Below are 15515 nucleotides of genomic sequence, written 5' to 3'. Positions count from 1 at the left end.
GCATGCCGGAAACCATGACGGCGGAAGAGATCCTCGCCGCCGGCGAAAAGATCCAGCAGTTGGGCGAGTCCGCCCCGCGCCTCGGTCGCGACCCGGTGAACCAGCCGATGATCAACAACTGGGTCGAGGCGCTGGGCGACGCCAACCCGATCTACGTCGACGACGAGGCCGCCCGTGCCGCCGGACATCCCGGCATCGTCGCACCGCCGGCCATGGCGCAGGTGTGGACCATGCCCGGCCTGCACGGCTCGCGGCCCGCCGACGATCCGATGAACGCGGTCAACGATCTGCTCGACGCCGCCGGTTACACCTCGGTGGTGGCGACCAACTGCGAGCAGACCTACCACCGCTACCTGCGACCCGGCGAGCGTCCGGTGGCGCGGACCAGGCTGCGAGAACTGGTGGGGCCCAAGCGGACCGGCCTCGGGGAGGGCTGGTTCGCGACCTACCTGTTGACCTGGTACGTCGACGACGAACCCGTCACCGAGATGGTGTTCCGGATGCTCAAGTTCGCACCCGGCACCGCCACGCCCGCCGCCGAACCCGGGGAGGTGTCGGCGGAGGATCTGGCGAAACGCGTCCGGCCCACGGTGTCGAAGGACACCGAATTCTTCTGGGCCGGAACGAAACTCGGCGAGCTGCGGATTCAGCGGCGGCCGGACGGGTCGCTGCGGCATCCGCCGGTTCCGGCGCTGTGGAAGGACCACACGGAGCAGTCCGACTATGTGGTGGCTTCCGGACGAGGCACCGTATTCAGCTTCGTGGTGCACCACGCGCCGAAGGTGCCCGGCCGTCAGGTGCCGTATGTCGTCGCCCTGGTCGAACTCGAGGAGGGCGTGCGCATGCTCGGTGAGCTGCGCGGCGTCGACCCCGCCCAGGTCGAGGTGGGCCTGCCCGTCGAAGTGGGCTTCCAGCAGCTCGACGACGACAACACCGTGCCCTACTGGAAGGCCGTGCGATGACCTCCACGATTCAGCCGGCCGCCGTACAGGTCGGAACACCCTTGCCCGAGTTGGTGATTCACGCCGACCCGACGTTCGTGATCTCGACCGCTCTCGCCACCCGCGATTTCCAGGATGTGCACCACGACCGCGACAAGGCGGTCCAGCGCGGGTCCAAGGACATCTTCGTCAACATCCTGACCGATACCGGTCTGGTGCAGCGCTTCGTCACCGATTGGGCGGGGCCGGGGGCCGTGGTGAAATCCATCGCCCTGCGCCTGGGGGTGCCGTTGTACGCGGGCGACACCCTGACGCTCAGCGGAACCGTGGCGGCCGTGGACGGCGCGGACATCACCATCGACGTGGTCGGCAAGGACAGCCTCGGCGACCACATCACGGCGAAAGCCGTTATCTCCCTGCAGGAGGCACGCCAGTGACGGGTCTGAGCCGCCGCGCCGCCATCGTCGGCATCGGCGCCACCGATTTTTCCAAGGACTCCGGGCGCAGCGAGCTGCGCCTGGCGGCCGAGGCCGTCACCGCCGCGCTCGCCGACGCCGGGCTGACGCCCGCCGATGTGGACGGTTTGACGACCTTCACCATGGATACCAACACCCAGGCCGCCGTCGCGCGGGCCACGGGTATCCCGAGCCTGAAGTTCTTCAGCAACATCCCGTTCGGCGGCGGCGCGGCGGCGGCGACCGTGCAGCAGGCCGCCATGGCGGTCGCCACGGGAGTCGCGGATGTCGTGGTGGCCTACCGCGCGTTCAACGAGCGGTCCGGAAATCGGTTCGGGCAGTTCGCGACTCATTTGGCGACCGGCAATCCCAGCTCGTCGGGTGTGGACAACGCGTTCTCCTACCCGCACGGCCTGGGTACTCCGGCCGCGCAGGTCGCCATGGTGGCCCGGCGCTATATGCACGTATACGGCGCGAGCAGTGCGGATTTCGGCCGGGTGGCGGTCGCCGACCGCAAGCACGCGGCGGTGAATCCGGCGGCCCATTTCTACGGCAAGCCGATCACGCTGGACGACCACCAGGCCTCGCGCTGGATCGCCGAACCGTTGCATCTGCTGGATTGCTGTCAGGAGACCGACGGCGGTGTGGCCATCGTGGTCACCAGTGCCGAGCGCGCCCGGGACCTGCCGAACAGGCCCGCGCTGATCGCCGGTGCGGCCCAGGGTTCCGGTGCGGACCAGTACGTGATGACCAGCTACTACCGCGATGCTCTGACCGGCCTGCCGGAAATGGGACTGGTGGGCGACCAACTGTGGGCGCAGAGCGAATTGCGTCCCGACGATATGCAGGCCGCCATTCTCTACGACCACTTCACCCCGTTCGTGCTGATGCAGCTCGAGGAGCTGGGGTTCTGCGGTCGCGGCGAGGCGAAGGATTTCGTGGCCGGCGGCGCGATCGAAATCGGCGGCCGGCTCCCGCTCAACACTCACGGCGGCCAGCTGGGCGAGGCCTACATCCACGGCATGAACGGCATAGCCGAGGGAGTGCGCCAGATTCGTGGCACCTCGGTGAATCAGGTCGAGGGTCTGGAGAACATCGTCGTCACCGCCGGCACCGGCGTGCCGACCTCCGGGTTGGTGCTGACCGCGGCCTGACCCAGGCAGCGGTCGGGCACGAACTGCTCGGGCAAACCTCGGCGGGGCTCTTCGTGGTTATTCGCCCCGCGCCCGCTGCTGGTATCGGGGTCGGCAGCGCCGAGGGGGCGTGCCGTCCCCTATTCGATCGCGGCGCGCAGTTGTGCACGTAACGGCCGGGCCAACTGTTCGGCGCTCTCCCGAGTTCCGGCGGCCGATGCCGTTCGCGCACCGGCGAATCGGTCGAAGACCAAGACACCCACCGACCGAGCCGTGGTGAATCCGCAGCGACGTGACGCGGTTGCATGTGGACGCCCATGCCACCACAGGCCCCGAATGCTGTGCCCGGTCACAGTTTCCTCGGCTGTCAACTGGCGGCTAGGGGCGTGGACCGGATCGGTCACCGTCCGGTGTCACGATTTCCCTCCTCACGGACCGTTCGGCATGTAACGATGTGCCTGTTTGTGCAGTTCGGATGTTTTCTGGGAGAGGCCCGTGGCCGGGGTGAGAACGGCGATACCACGTGCGATCGGGCTGATCGCATTGATGGCGTGCGTCGTCTTCGCGCTGCGCGGATACCTGCCGGGCACCGGCGGTCCGCATGCACCGTCCCCGCCCTCGGCGGTGACGGTGGCGCTCATGCCGGTGCTGTCGCTGGTGTCGGTGGTGATCCTGCTGGCCGGGGTACTGACCAGCCAGCACCACCTGCCGCTGGCGATGGCCGAGGTCGACCGTGATCGCAAGCGGCAGCCGTTCCGGTTGAGCCGGTTCGGGATGGTGGTCCTCATCGGCACCGCGATCGCGGCCGTGCTCACCGTGACCGTCTGGGCGGTGTATTTGCTCGCCGGCGGGCGCGAGGAAGCCACCGCGCCGCGATCGAATCCGCCCCCCACCGCACAGCGGCCCGAAACCACCGCGCCGCCGACCACCCAGCCGTTCTCCGGCACCCCGGAGTTGAGCGGTCACGCCCTGCTGTTCGTGGGCGCATGCGCCGCGGTGCTGGTGGCGGTCGCGATCCTCGGTCTCGGCGTCGTCGCCTTCGGCGCCCGGGATCGCCGGGGCGTGCCGGCGGTGTTGCCCCCACCCGTAGCCGCCGAGGCGCAGGTTTCGCTGGCGCAAGTCGCCGAGATGGGCCTGGCCGCGATGATGGCGTCGGGTAAGGACGCGCGCGCCGCGATCATCGCCTGCTACGTCGCGATGGAAAGCGGTCTGGCGCAGGCCCGTGAGGTGGCGCCACTGATTTCCGATACCCCCTCGGAGGTGCTGGCCCGCGCCTTCGATCGCGGTGTCCTGCACGACGCCTCGGCCCGCGAACTCGTGACGCTGTTCGAGGAGGCCCGGTTCAGTCCGCATTCGATTCTGGAATGGCAGCGCATGCGCGCCGAACAACTGCTGCGCATCGTGCTGGCGGATCTGCAGGGGGCGCGGCTGTGACCCGCATGACGATCGTGGTCGGCGCGGTGGTCATGATCGCGCTGATCGAGCTGGTCGGCCTGAGCAACCAGCGCGAGATGTTGCCGATCCTGGCCGGGGTGCCGGTGCTCGGCGCCCTGGCGCTACTGCTGTGGTCACTGGTCGAGCGTTCGCGTGCGCAAGATCGCGCGGACCTCGACGACCACGACTTCGAGAACGGCCCGGCCGAAATGCTGACCCGCTGGCACGCGCGTGCGCAGATGCTCGCGACCCGTGCCGACGGCACGCGGGCCGATTGGGATCGCTATCTGCGCCCGCTGCTGGCCAAGGAGTTCGAACTGTCCAGCGGGCATCGGATCGCGAAGAACCGCAAGGCCACCGAGGCCGCCGGACGGCTGCGGTTCGGTCCGGAACTGTGGCGCTGGGTGGATCCGGCCAATTCGTCGCCGCGTGATCAGACCTCGCGCGCGCCGGGCCGGGCCGCGCTGGACGAGATTCTACGTCGCTTGCAGAGCATGTGAGCCACTTGCGGAACATGTGAAATGGGTTGGAACTAGTGCGAGATCGGATATGACGACACCTTTGGATGTGACCATCGAACGCACCGATGCGGTGCTGCGGGAGATCGCCCGCGTCGTGGTCGGCAAGCGCGATGAGCTGCAGCTGATCATGGTCGCGGTGCTGTCGGGCGGCCACATCCTGATCGAGGATCTACCGGGCCTGGGCAAGACGCTCATCGCCCGATCCTTCGCGGCCGCACTGGGTTTGGACTTCACGCGCGTGCAGTTCACCCCGGACCTGCTGCCCGCGGATCTGATCGGCTCGACGATCTACGACATGGCCTCGGGCCGATTCAATTTCCGGCGCGGGCCCGTATTCACGAATATGCTGCTCGCCGACGAGATCAACCGCACGCCGCCCAAGACACAGGCCGCGCTGCTCGAGGCGATGGCCGAGGGGCAGGTCAGCATCGACGGCGAAACCTTCCCGCTGCCACAGCCTTTCATCGTGCTGGCCACCGACAATCCGATCGAGTACGAGGGCACGTATCCGTTACCGGAAGCCCAGCTGGACCGATTCGCCATGCAGTTACGGCTGGGATATCTGTCGGAGAAGGACGAGACCCAGATGATCCGCCGCCGGCTCGAACGCGGCGCGGTCACCCCGCAGGTGGGGCAGGTGGTGGACGCGCACGGTCTGGTCGAGATGCGCCAGGCGGTCGAATTCGTCACCGTCCACCCCGATGTGGTGACGTATGTGGTCGCCCTGGCCGCCGCCACCCGCGGTCATCCGCAGGTCGAGGTCGGCGCGAGCCCCCGCGCCGAACTGGACTTGGTGCAGATGGCGCGGGCCCGAGCGCTGCTGCTGGGTCGCGACTACGTGATTCCCGAGGATGTGAAGGCGCTCGCGGTTCCGGCGATGGCGCACCGGATCACACTGCGCCCGGAGATGTGGGTGCGCCGGATCCGCGGTGAGGACGTCATCTCCGAATTGCTGCGCCGCCTGCCCGTACCGCGCGCGACGGTGACATGAGACATCGCGACACCACCTCGGCGAGCGAGGTCGATCTGCGCTGGCGGCCCGCACCACTGGTGTACATGCTGGCGGTCGCCGCCGCGGTCGCGCTGGTGCCGGCGATCATGCTGGAGCGATGGCAGCTGGCGGTTTTCGCGGCGCCGATGCTGGGTGTATTGGCGACCGCGCCGATTCAGTTGTCGCGCACCAGGATTCAGGTCGACGGCGGGGGAGTGCTGCGCTGCTTCGAATCCGAGGAGGTCGAACTCGCCGTCGCCGCCTTCGTCGAACAGGGACATGCGCTGCTGCGCTGCCGCCCCGAGGAGGCGAACGGACTCGAGGTGCGCGTGGAGGAGTCGTCCGATTCCGGACCGGCTCCGGCGGGCCTGCGGTTGGCGCTGTCCACGCAGCGCTGGGGCCGCTATCCGGTGACGGTGCGGCTGACGGCATTGAGCCCGGCCGGTCTGGCCCAGGCCGCGGCGAGTGTCGCGGCCGGCGAGGTCTACGTGTATCCGATCGCGGACCCACAGCGAATGCGCCTGCCGCGCACCGAACTTCCGGAACGGATTGGTACCCATCTGACCCGCCGGCACGGTCCGGGCGTGGAATACGCCGATATTCGCGCTTACGCTCCCGGTGACGAATTGCGCATCGTCAACTGGCCGGTGAGCGCGCGTCGCGGCCGATTGTACGTCACCCAGCGGCTCACCAATCGCGCCGCGGATGTCGTTGTGCTGGTGGATACCTCGTTGCAGGCGCCGGGCCCGGCCTCGGATTCGATGGAGCTGACGGTGCGTGGCGCGGCGCAGGTCGCGCAGACCGCACTGCAGGCGGGCGACCGCACCGCCGTGGTGTGCCTGGGCCGAGCGCCACGCTGGCTGCGACCCGATATCGGGCGCCGCCAGTTCTATCGCATCGTCGACACAGTGCTCGGCGTGGGCGACGAGCACATTCCCAATGTGGGCACGCTGGCGCCGCATTCGGCCGTGCCGATCGGAGCGATCGTGGTCGCGTTCTCGACCCTGCTCGACACCGAATTCGCCTTGGCCCTGATCGATCTGCGCAAACGCGGACATCCCGTGGTGGTCGTCGACGTGCTGCGCGGTACGCCGTTCAAGGACGGCCTGGATCCGACGCTGGCCAGGATGTGGCAGTTGGAGCGCACCGCGATGTACCGCGACATGGGCACAGTCGGTGTGGATATCGTGCCCTGGCCCGACGGTGCTCGCCTCGACCAGGCGATGCGCCTGCTGCCCGAACATCGGCGAATGGCGCGGGTGCGACGATGACGAGATTTCTGGCCGTGCTGTCCGGACTGCTGCTGACCACCGCGGTGGGCATCGTGCTGCCCTGGGCCGCGATTCCGGTATTCGTCGCCGTGGTCGTCGGCTGGCGGTTCCGCGTAGTCGCGGTGGTGGCGGTGCTGATCGCCCTCGGCGCCTTGGCGTGGGCCGACAGCGGTGCGCTGGCGGCCGCCGGCACCGGTCTGGTGGCGACGACCTATCTGCTCAACACCGCCACGCTGCATGCGCCCGCCGGTGTGGTTCCCACCACATTGCCGTCGGTGATCGGGGCGCTCGGATTCGCGGCGGCGGCGGTGCTGGCGACGCTGATTCCAGGTCGACTGGCCTGGCTGCCGCTCCTGGCCCCGGTGCTGGTCATCGTGTTGTACGCGGCGATCGTGCAGGGCCTGATCGTGCGCGAGGACGCCTCGGATACGGCGGAACCGACGTAGTCGGTCGCGCGTGATATACCCCACAACCAGGGTGTTTGCCCTACTACGCGATGTCGTGGTTTCCTACTACACCTTGTAGTCTGATGGCATGTGGATTATCCCGATCATCGCCGTCATCTGTTCCGTCGCGATCGCCGGCCTGTTCGCCACCGGCTTCCCGGACTGACGCCGACAGGCACCGCCCGGAACATCAGCGAACCGGGATAGACGAAACCGCCCGACCGGCACCTGCCCGTCGGGCGGTTTCTCGTTCGGTGGCGGGCAGCCCGGATCAGGCGGTAAAACTCAACCGCACATCGCTCAGCACCGAGGCGTCCTCGCGTTCGGCCACGGTGGCGCCGATGACGAGTTCGTCACCCTCGCACCAGATCCGCGACCGGATCGTCTCACCCGGGTACAGCACTCCCGCGAAACGCGCCCGGAAACCGGTGACCCGGCCCGCGTCCGAGTCCAGCACGGTGTCGGTCGCGGTCTTGCACACCAGGCCGTAGGTGCACAGGCCGTGCAGGATCGGGTTGGGAAAGCCCGCGGCGCGGGCGAATTCGGGATCCGAATGCAGCGGGTTGCGGTCACCGCACATGCGGTACAGCAGCGCCTGCTGCGGGAGCGTCGGGGTGAGGACCTCGAAATCCGGGGCCCGATCGGGCAGTTCGGCCTTGGTGCTCGGGCCGCGCTCGCCACCGAAACCGCCCTCGCCCCTGGCGAAGATCGAGGAACGTGCCGTCCACAGCGGCTGCCCGTCGGATCCGGTGATCACGGTCTCGTGCGCGATCACCGCGGCCGAACCCTTGTCCCATACCTCGGTGATCCGCCCGGTGCTGCTCGCCTTGCCCTCGGCCGGAATCGGCCGGTGCACAACGATTTCCTGGCTGCCGTGCACGACCTTGGCCAGGTCGATCTCCACACCGGGATAGCTCACCTTCGGTGGTTCGGTGACCCGCATCGTCGGTGCGACGGTCGCGAAGGTCGGCAGCACCTGCGGCTCCCGATCGTCCAGGTATCGCAGTTCACCTGGATCGGTCCAGCGGGTACCGGCGCTCAGGCCGAGATGGTACAGCTGCACATCCGACGGCGTCCAGGAGAACTCCTGAGCCGGAAGTTTCGCTCCCAGAGCGGTTTTCAAGTCAATCGGCATGATGTTTCCTTATTCCGCCACGTCGCGATCGCACCCGCGGCGACCGAGGGCGTCCTCGGTGCGCCCGGCTCCATTCGTCTCGGTCCGGCCGGGCGCACGGTAGGGGCTGTCCCACTGAACGGTTCGGTTCTACGTGCTCGCCGCGCCGGTGGGGGCCTTCTCCTCGCGCGCCTTCTCGACGATATCCATGACCGCCAGATAACCGAAGGTCAGCGCGGGCCCGATGGTCGCGCCGGGACCGGCGTAGGTGTGGCCCATGACCGGGGTCGAGGAGTTGCCGGCGGCGTAGAGGCCCTCGATCACGCTGCCGTCCGCCCGCAGCACCCGCGCCGCGGTGTCGGTGACCAGGCCGCCCTTGGTGCCCAGGTCACCGGGCACGATCTTGGCGGCGTAGAACGGGCCCTGCACGAGGGCCGCCAGGCACGGGTTCGGCTTCACCGTCGGGTCGCCGTAGTAGCGGTCGTAGTGACTCCTGCCGCGGCCGAAGTCCTCGTCCACGCCCTTTTCCGCGAAGGCGTTGAACCGGGCGACGGTGGCGGCGAGATTGTCGGAAGGCACGCCGAGACGCTGGGCCAGCTCCTCGAGGGTGTCGGCCGTGACGATGTTGTCGTTTTCCATCCAGCGGGACGGAAAGCGCTGGCCCGGCTGCAGCCCGGCGAAGATGTAGCGGTTGCGGTAGCGCTGGTCGAACACCAGCCAGGCCGGGATGTTCTCGCCCGGACCGTCACCCTGACCCCATTTACCGCCGTACATGGTGTGCACGGCCTCGACGTAAGGAGCGGACTCATTACCGAATCGCTTTCCGTCGGCGTTCACCATGATCGCGCCGGGCAGATTGCGCTCGGCCAGCGCGAACCACGGCTTGCCGCCCTTGAAGATGGTCGGCCCCCACCACGCGTCCGCCATGAACCCGACGTCGCCGCCGACCTCCATACCGGCCCGGATGCCGTCACCGGTGTTGGCCGCCGCGCCGGTGGTCCACTCGGTGGTGATGGGCTTGCGCTGGTACCGCTCGCGCATCTCGGCGTTGTGCTCGAAGCCGCCGGTGCCCAGCACCACACCGTAGCGGGCCGTGAAGATCGTCGGCTCGCCGTCGACGGTCGCCTCGACGCCGACGACCCGGTCGCCGTCGGTGATCAGCTTGGTCAGCGGAGTGTCGAGCAGCACCGGGACATTCGCGTCCATGAGGCCCTTGCGCATAGCGGCGATGATCGCCTGGCCCATGCCGACGATGTGCTTGCCGGTGAATTTCGCCAGGTAGGTGCGGGCGCCGACGCGCATGGCCCGCATCATGCCCTTCGGGTGGCGCCGGATCAGGTTCAACCGCACGAAGTCGGTCTGCATGACCACGACGTTCAGCGGGGCCTTCGCATACGGCGGTTCCAGGGTGGCCGCCTCTGCGCCGAGCACCTTCAGGTCGAACGGCTTCGGCTCGCAGGAGCGGCCCGAGCCCAGGCCACCCGGGGCCTCGGGGTGGTAGTCGGAGTAGCCGGGGACCCAGGTCATCTCGAGCGGGCTGTGGTCGAGAACGAAGTCGAAGGCCTCCGCGCCGCGATCGATGTAGGTGTCGATCTTCTCCTTCGGCACCACGTCACCGATGATGCTGTGCAGGTAGCGGCGGGCCTCCTCCCGGTCATCGGGCCGGCCGGACGCCCTGAGCGCCTTGTTGCCCGGGATCCACACACCGCCACCACTACGCGCGGTCGAACCGCCGTAGTGTGCGGCCTTCTCGATGAGCACCGCACGCAGGCCGTGGTGCGCGGCGGCGAGGGCGGCGGTCATCCCGGCGGCGCCGCTGCCGACCACCACGACGTCGTATTCCCGATCAGTCATGTAGAACACGTTATAGAATCGGACCAGGTTCGGTCTATATTGGTCTGGCAGATGGGACCGCTGACACGAGAAAATGCAGGAAAACTCGTTTCAGTTTGTATCCCGCTCACCGGCTGGTCACCAGACCGAGCGCCCCAATGGAAGGAACAAGCGTGCTGTCCGACGCGGTACGGAATGAACTGGCCGCGGAGCTCGCGGTCGCCGAACGAGACCGGGTGCCGATCGATCCGCTGGTCACGCGGTATGCGGCGATCGATGTGGTCGACGCCTACGAGATTCAGCTCATCAACATCCGGCAGCGGCTGGCCGACGGCGCGAAGGTGGCCGGGCACAAGGTCGGGCTCTCCTCGAAGGCCATGCAGGAGATGATGGGCGTCGACGAACCCGACTACGGCCATCTGCTCGCCGATATGCAGGTGTTCGAAGACGTTCCGGTCGACACCTCGAAGTACCTGTTCCCGCGCGTGGAGGTCGAGGTCGGCTTCGTGCTGGGCGCGGATCTACCCGGCGAGGAGTGCACCGAGGCCGACGTGCTGGCCGCGACGGTGGCCTACGCCCCGGCCATCGAGCTCATCGACACCCGCATCAAGAACTGGAACATCGCGCTGTGCGACACCATCGCCGACAACGCGTCCTCGGCCGGCTGGGTGCTCGGGCCGGAGCGGGTGGCCCCGGATGCGCTGGACGTCAAGGCGATCGACGCGACTCTGACCCGCAACGGCGAGGTCGTCGCCCAGGGCCGCAGCGACGCGGTGCTCGACGATCCGACCATCGCGGTGGCCTGGCTGGCTCGCAAGGTCGCCTCGTTCGGGGTGCGGTTGAAGGCCGGCGACGTCGTGTTGCCGGGTTCGTGCACCCGCGCCATCGACGCCCGTCCGGGCGACGACTTCCATGCCGAGTTCGCTGGACTCGGTTCCGTCCGTTTGACATTCGGCTGAGGGAGATCAAGTGACTGATTACGGCAAGGTCGCAGGTGAAAAAGTTACAGCCGCGATCGTCGGCTCCGGCAACATCAGCACCGATCTGCTGTACAAGCTGCTGCGGTCGGAGCGGATCGAGCCGCGCTGGATGATCGGTATCGATCCCGACAGCGAGGGCCTCAAGCGTGCTCGCGGGCTGGGTCTGGAGACCTCGCACGAGGGCGCCGACTGGCTGCTCGCGCTGCCGCAGAAGCCGGACATGCTGTTCGAGGCGACCTCGGCCTACGTGCACCGCGAATACGCGCCGAAGTACGAGGCGGCCGGTATCCGCGCGGTGGATCTGACCCCCGCGGCGGTCGGCCCGGCGGTGGTGCCGCCGGTGAACCTGGGCGCGAATATCGACACCCCGAACGTCAATATGATCACCTGCGGTGGGCAGGCGACGATTCCGATCGTCGCGGCCGTCTCGCGCGTGGTCGAGGTGCCCTACGCCGAAATCGTCGCCTCGGTGTCGTCGGTGTCCGCCGGACCCGGTACTCGCGCGAACATCGACGAGTTCACCAAGACCACCAGCAAGGGTGTGGAGACCATCGGCGGGGCGAAGCGCGGCAAGGCGATCATCATCTTGAACCCGGCCGAACCGCCGATGATCATGCGCGACACCATCTTCTGCGCGATTCCCGAGGGCGCCGACACCGCCGCGATCACCGGCTCCATTCACAAGATGGTCGCCGACATCCAGCAGTACGTGCCCGGCTACCGCCTGCTCAACGAGCCGCAGTTCGACGAGCCGAGCGTGGTTTCCGGTGGGATGGCGAAGGTTTCGGTGTTCGTGGAGGTCGAGGGCGCGGGCGACTTCCTGCCGCCCTACGCCGGCAACCTCGACATCATGACCGCCGCCGCCACCCGGGTGGGCGAGGTCATGGCCGAACAGATCCTCACGGCTCGGGTCTAGGAGGGACCAGATCATGAACTACGTATTGCAGCCGTTCTCCCAGGAACTCGACGTCCGCGTCACCGACACCTCGCTGCGCGACGGTTCCCATCACAAGCGTCACCAGTTCACCGCCACCGAGGTGCGCGATATCGTCGCGGCCGTCGACGCCGCCGGCGTGCCGGTCATCGAGGTGACCCACGGTGACGGCCTGGGCGGTTCCTCGTTCAACTACGGGTTCTCCAAAACCCCTGAGCAGGAACTGATTACGATCGCGGCGCAGACCGCGAAGCAGGCCAAGATCGCGGTCCTCATGCTGCCCGGGGTGGGGGTCAAGGAGGACATCAAGATCTCCCAGGACAACGGCGCGTCCATCGTCCGCATCGCCACCCACTGTACCGAGGCCGACGTCTCGATCCAGCACTTCGGCTACGCCCGCGACCTCGGCATGGAGACCGTCGGTTTCCTGATGATGTCGCATTCGCAGCCGCCGGAGGTGCTGGCCGAGCAGGCGCGCATCATGGCCGACGCGGGATGCCAGTGCGTCTACGTCGTGGACTCCGCCGGTGCGCTGGTGCTGGATCAGGTGTCCGATCGCATCGCCGCGGTCGCCGCCGAACTCGGCGACGACGCCCAGGTCGGCTTTCACGGTCACGAGAACCTCGACCTCGCCGTCGCCAACTCGATCTACGCGGTCAAGGCAGGCGCCAAGCAGATCGACGGCAGCGCACGGCGTTTCGGCGCCGGTGCGGGCAACACCCCGGTCGAGGCGTTCGTCGGCGTCGCCGACAAGATCGGCATCAAGACCGGCATCGACTTCTTCGCCATCGCCGACGCCGCCGAGGATGTCGTACGCCCGGCCATGCCGCAGGAATGCCTGCTGGACCGCCAGGCCCTGATGATGGGCTACGCCGGGGTGTACTCGAGCTTCCTCAAGCACGCCGAGCGCCAGGCCGAGCGTTACGGCGTCTCGGCGGCCGAAATGCTGGTGCGCGCCGGTAAGCGCAAGCTGGTCGGCGGCCAGGAGGACCAGCTGATCGACATCGCGCTGGAGCTGCAGCGCGAACAGACCGCTTCCGCCTGAGCGTATCGAGATCGACGGGCCGCGAACGTGAATCGTTCGCGGCCCGTTGTCGTGTTCCGGTGTGCCCGCCCAGCCGAACGACTACGGCTGTGATGGTCTCCGCTGTTTTCGGGCGCGATGCCGATAGGCCGCTCGGTTACTCGGAGAAATGGGTGTGCGGTAACGCGCGTGAGTGCCGAGCCGATCCGAATTATGGGTCTGGGACGCGCTGTACCATTGCGCGGCAAGCAATTCTGTTCTCGGGTAATCGTTCGGACATATAGAGGAGTTGCTGTGAACATGCGGGCGTTGATCGGTGGATCCGTTGCCGCCGTCGCGATTTCGATGGCCGGTGGAGCGGTGGCAGGTGCGGAGCCGTTCGTCGCCGCGAACGGGCCCACCGTGCAGAATCCGGCGGATTATCTGGTGGGCGACACGGTGTATTTCAGTACCGCGTACGCCAATTGCTCGATGCACCCCAACGGTGACGTGGGCTGTGACATCAGCCCCGGAATCGCCACTCTGTTCGGGATTCCCATCAACAACGTGGCCATCGATCTGCCGTTCCTGCCGGCGCATCCGACTTTCGGGCTGACCGGCCCGCTCGGTCGGGCGGGCAGCCGTTCCATCGACTCCGGGCCCGCGTCCGACGGCTACGACTACGGCGGCGTCATCAACTACGGCGGCGCCACCTGTACCGCCGGTGGACGCGGTGGGTTGCAGTGCAGCTCGAAGGGACACACCTTCAACTTCGGCTGGTCGGGAACCAATCTAAGCTGACGGCAGCTCCGATTGGGCGCAGCGGGCCGAGAACGCTCGCACGTTCGCGGCCCGCTCCTATCTTGGCGCGCACCGACGCCGAGCGCGTAGGTGCGCACTCCGCGTCGCGAACAAGCTGCACTCGGCCGAGGCCCGTGGCCGTAGGGTCGCCCGGTGCGGTTCTTTCGATCACGATGCGGAAATGCCGGTTGATACACTCGTGTATTCAAGTGTCCATGGAGAGGAAGTGTTCGTGACGTCCCTCGGTGCCCGGAGTTCGTCCGACGCCGGGCGCGACCGGACACCCCAACGTCGCGCCGGCTCGACGGCCGAATCAGGGACGCCGGTGCGGGGCGAGCCCGCACCCGTGGGCGATCTCGTTGCTCCGAGCGGCACCGCCCCGCGCGAGCCGCGAATGACCAAGCGGCGGGCCGAGACTCGGCAGCGATTGCTGGACGCCGCCTTCGACGCCTTCGCCGACGAGGGCTTCGGGCGCTGCACGGTCGAGCAGATCTGTGAGCGCGCCGGATTCACTCGGGGCGCGTTCTACTCGAACTTCAGCTCGCTGGAAGAACTGTTCCTGGCGATGTGGGAGTTGCGATCGGCCGAGATGCTGCGCGAGTTGACGGCAGTGCTGGAGTCGGGGACCGGCGCCGACGTGCACGATCTGCGCGCCGGCGTGGAACAGCTGCTGCGGGCGGTTCCGCTGGACGACAAGTGGTTTCGCATCACCGCCGAATTCACCGCCCACGCCCTGCGCAACCCGCCGCTGCGGCGGGTGATGGTCGCGCGGGAGAACGCGATCGTGGCGGCCCTGCTACCGGTCCTGGAGGGGCTGCTGAACCGCGCCGGGCGCGCCGTCACCGACCGCGACGGGCTGGGGCGCGCGGTGGTCGCGGTCCACGACGGCACCTCGCAGCAGTGCCTGCTCGAACCGGACGACCCCGCGGCCCGGGAACAGCGCACCACCCTGTTCACCCACGTCGCGATGGCCTACAGCGTCGCGCGGGACGCGTGATGACCCGCCGGGCCATCGACATGTTTCCGAGCACGGATATCTCGGCCGCCGACCCGCGGGAGCGAGCTGGGACCACGCCGCCGAGTTCGCGGCGTCGGCCGTAGCCGCGCAGAATCCGGGGGACGACGACTGTGCAGGAGGCGACGATGTCCGAACGACCCGAACTTGCCGAGGCGCTGGATCTGCAACCGCATCCCGAAGGCGGCTGGTTCCGCGAAACCTACCGCAGCCCGGTCGAATTCGAGCCGGACGGCTACGACGGCCCACGCGCATCCGCCACCGCCATCCATTTCCTGCTGCTGCCGCACGAACGTTCCGCACCGCATACGGTGCGCTCGGACGAGATCTGGTTGTGGCAGCGCGGTGGTCCATTGCTGCTCAACATCGGCGGCGACGAAGTGATCCTCGGCCCGGCCGTCGAGCGAGGCCAGCTCCTTCAGGCCGTGGTGCCCGGCGGCGTCAGCCAGGCCGCACGCCCGGCCGGTGACGAATACGTGCTGGTGAGCTGCGTGGTCGCGCCCGGGTTCGATTTCGCGGACTTCCGCCTGGACTGACCAGCCGGACGAACTCTTCGTGCGAACCTCCGCGATTCGGCGTGATTTCCGACTTTCGCGCGCAGCTTTGCACGAATAGTTCGGGCCCGCCCCCCCGAATCCCCGTC

At 67.9% G+C, this 15515-nt stretch carries 16 protein-coding genes; 14 read left to right on the top strand and 2 right to left on the bottom strand.

Going from position 1 to position 15515, the window contains the following annotated elements; translation table 11 throughout:
* The first annotated feature begins 2 nt into the window (after positions 1 to 2).
* The 8 genes from C5E41_RS01805 to C5E41_RS01765 all read left to right on the top strand — a co-directional run bounded on the left by C5E41_RS01805 (position 3) and on the right by C5E41_RS01765 (position 7192).
* On the top strand, positions 3 to 962 hold the full coding sequence (locus tag C5E41_RS01805) for a bifunctional MaoC family dehydratase N-terminal/OB-fold nucleic acid binding domain-containing protein (RefSeq protein ID WP_439956334.1): 960 nt from the start codon (positions 3 to 5) through the stop codon (positions 960 to 962).
* A complete protein-coding gene (locus C5E41_RS01800; protein ID WP_104374052.1) occupies positions 959 to 1378 on the top strand; it encodes a MaoC family dehydratase in 420 nt (139 codons plus the stop codon). The genes C5E41_RS01805 and C5E41_RS01800 overlap by 4 nt, the downstream gene beginning before the upstream one ends.
* Positions 1375 to 2550 (top strand): lipid-transfer protein, encoded by a 1176-nt coding sequence (locus C5E41_RS01795; protein ID WP_104374051.1) that lies wholly within the window; start codon positions 1375 to 1377, stop codon positions 2548 to 2550. The genes C5E41_RS01800 and C5E41_RS01795 overlap by 4 nt, the downstream gene beginning before the upstream one ends.
* Before the next feature lie 474 nt (positions 2551 to 3024).
* On the top strand, positions 3025 to 3963 hold the full coding sequence (locus tag C5E41_RS01785) for a DUF4129 domain-containing protein (protein ID WP_258080660.1): 939 nt from the start codon (positions 3025 to 3027) through the stop codon (positions 3961 to 3963).
* A 5-nt stretch (positions 3964 to 3968) separates the two neighbouring features.
* Complete coding sequence (locus C5E41_RS01780) at positions 3969 to 4463, top strand: hypothetical protein (RefSeq protein WP_104374204.1); 495 nt, start codon at positions 3969 to 3971, stop codon at positions 4461 to 4463.
* A 49-nt stretch (positions 4464 to 4512) separates the two neighbouring features.
* A complete protein-coding gene (locus C5E41_RS01775) occupies positions 4513 to 5475 on the top strand; it encodes an AAA family ATPase (RefSeq protein WP_104374050.1) in 963 nt (320 codons plus the stop codon).
* Positions 5472 to 6746 carry a DUF58 domain-containing protein gene (locus C5E41_RS01770; RefSeq protein ID WP_104374049.1) on the top strand — a complete coding sequence of 425 codons (1275 nt, stop codon included), beginning with the start codon at positions 5472 to 5474 and terminating at the stop codon, positions 6744 to 6746. Before C5E41_RS01775 ends, C5E41_RS01770 begins: the two co-directional genes overlap by 4 nt.
* Positions 6743 to 7192 carry a hypothetical protein gene (locus C5E41_RS01765; protein ID WP_104374048.1) on the top strand — a complete coding sequence of 150 codons (450 nt, stop codon included), beginning with the start codon at positions 6743 to 6745 and terminating at the stop codon, positions 7190 to 7192. The genes C5E41_RS01770 and C5E41_RS01765 overlap by 4 nt, the downstream gene beginning before the upstream one ends.
* A gap of 271 nt (positions 7193 to 7463) precedes the next feature.
* On the opposite strand, the gene C5E41_RS01760 is transcribed toward C5E41_RS01765, so the two are convergent.
* Positions 7464 to 8327 carry a MaoC/PaaZ C-terminal domain-containing protein gene (locus C5E41_RS01760; RefSeq protein ID WP_104374047.1) on the bottom strand — a complete coding sequence of 288 codons (864 nt, stop codon included), beginning with the start codon at positions 8325 to 8327 and terminating at the stop codon, positions 7464 to 7466.
* A 129-nt stretch (positions 8328 to 8456) separates the two neighbouring features.
* The gene (gene kstD, locus C5E41_RS01755; protein ID WP_104374203.1) at positions 8457 to 10160 is read right to left on the bottom strand and encodes a 3-oxosteroid 1-dehydrogenase; all 1704 of its coding nucleotides are present in this window, start codon (positions 10158 to 10160) and stop codon (positions 8457 to 8459) included.
* A 152-nt stretch (positions 10161 to 10312) separates the two neighbouring features.
* Here kstD and C5E41_RS01750 point away from each other — a divergent pair, with 152 nt between their 5' ends.
* From C5E41_RS01750 to C5E41_RS01725, 6 genes are all read left to right on the top strand, one after another.
* Positions 10313 to 11098 carry a 2-keto-4-pentenoate hydratase gene (locus C5E41_RS01750; RefSeq protein WP_104374046.1) on the top strand — a complete coding sequence of 262 codons (786 nt, stop codon included), beginning with the start codon at positions 10313 to 10315 and terminating at the stop codon, positions 11096 to 11098.
* A gap of 10 nt (positions 11099 to 11108) precedes the next feature.
* Complete coding sequence (locus C5E41_RS01745; protein WP_104374045.1) at positions 11109 to 12035, top strand: acetaldehyde dehydrogenase (acetylating); 927 nt, start codon at positions 11109 to 11111, stop codon at positions 12033 to 12035.
* Between the two features lie 13 nt (positions 12036 to 12048).
* Entirely contained in the window at positions 12049 to 13098 is a 1050-nt protein-coding gene (dmpG, locus tag C5E41_RS01740; protein WP_104374044.1) for a 4-hydroxy-2-oxovalerate aldolase, read from the top strand.
* 273 nt (positions 13099 to 13371) lie between these two features.
* Positions 13372 to 13857 (top strand): hypothetical protein, encoded by a 486-nt coding sequence (locus tag C5E41_RS01735; RefSeq protein WP_104379620.1) that lies wholly within the window; start codon positions 13372 to 13374, stop codon positions 13855 to 13857.
* A 394-nt stretch (positions 13858 to 14251) separates the two neighbouring features.
* A complete protein-coding gene (locus C5E41_RS01730) occupies positions 14252 to 14854 on the top strand; it encodes a TetR/AcrR family transcriptional regulator (protein WP_104374202.1) in 603 nt (200 codons plus the stop codon).
* Between the two features lie 146 nt (positions 14855 to 15000).
* Complete coding sequence (locus C5E41_RS01725) at positions 15001 to 15408, top strand: cupin domain-containing protein (RefSeq protein ID WP_104374201.1); 408 nt, start codon at positions 15001 to 15003, stop codon at positions 15406 to 15408.
* The last annotated feature ends 107 nt before the right edge of the window (positions 15409 to 15515 follow it).

The sequence above is a fragment of the Nocardia nova genome, assembly GCF_002933465.1.
Taxonomy (GTDB): domain Bacteria; phylum Actinomycetota; class Actinomycetes; order Mycobacteriales; family Mycobacteriaceae; genus Nocardia; species Nocardia nova_B.
This window is presented reverse-complemented; position numbering and strand designations above follow the sequence as displayed.

Excerpts from the sequence above, each read along its gene's own strand:
- C5E41_RS01805 (WP_439956334.1), top strand. The coding sequence starts at position 3 with ATGCCGGAAACCATGACGGCGGAAGAGATCCTCGCCGCCGGCGAAAAG.
- C5E41_RS01800 (WP_104374052.1), top strand. The coding sequence starts at position 959 with ATGACCTCCACGATTCAGCCGGCCGCCGTACAGGTCGGAACACCCTTG.
- C5E41_RS01780 (WP_104374204.1), top strand. The coding sequence starts at position 3,969 with ATGACGATCGTGGTCGGCGCGGTGGTCATGATCGCGCTGATCGAGCTG.
- C5E41_RS01775 (WP_104374050.1), top strand. The coding sequence starts at position 4,513 with ATGACGACACCTTTGGATGTGACCATCGAACGCACCGATGCGGTGCTG.
- C5E41_RS01770 (WP_104374049.1), top strand. The coding sequence starts at position 5,472 with ATGAGACATCGCGACACCACCTCGGCGAGCGAGGTCGATCTGCGCTGG.
- C5E41_RS01765 (WP_104374048.1), top strand. The coding sequence starts at position 6,743 with ATGACGAGATTTCTGGCCGTGCTGTCCGGACTGCTGCTGACCACCGCG.
- C5E41_RS01760 (WP_104374047.1), bottom strand. The coding sequence starts at position 8,327 with ATGCCGATTGACTTGAAAACCGCTCTGGGAGCGAAACTTCCGGCTCAG.
- kstD (WP_104374203.1), bottom strand. The coding sequence starts at position 10,160 with ATGACTGATCGGGAATACGACGTCGTGGTGGTCGGCAGCGGCGCCGCC.
- dmpG (WP_104374044.1), top strand. The coding sequence starts at position 12,049 with ATGAACTACGTATTGCAGCCGTTCTCCCAGGAACTCGACGTCCGCGTC.
- C5E41_RS01730 (WP_104374202.1), top strand. The coding sequence starts at position 14,252 with ATGACCAAGCGGCGGGCCGAGACTCGGCAGCGATTGCTGGACGCCGCC.
- C5E41_RS01725 (WP_104374201.1), top strand. The coding sequence starts at position 15,001 with ATGTCCGAACGACCCGAACTTGCCGAGGCGCTGGATCTGCAACCGCAT.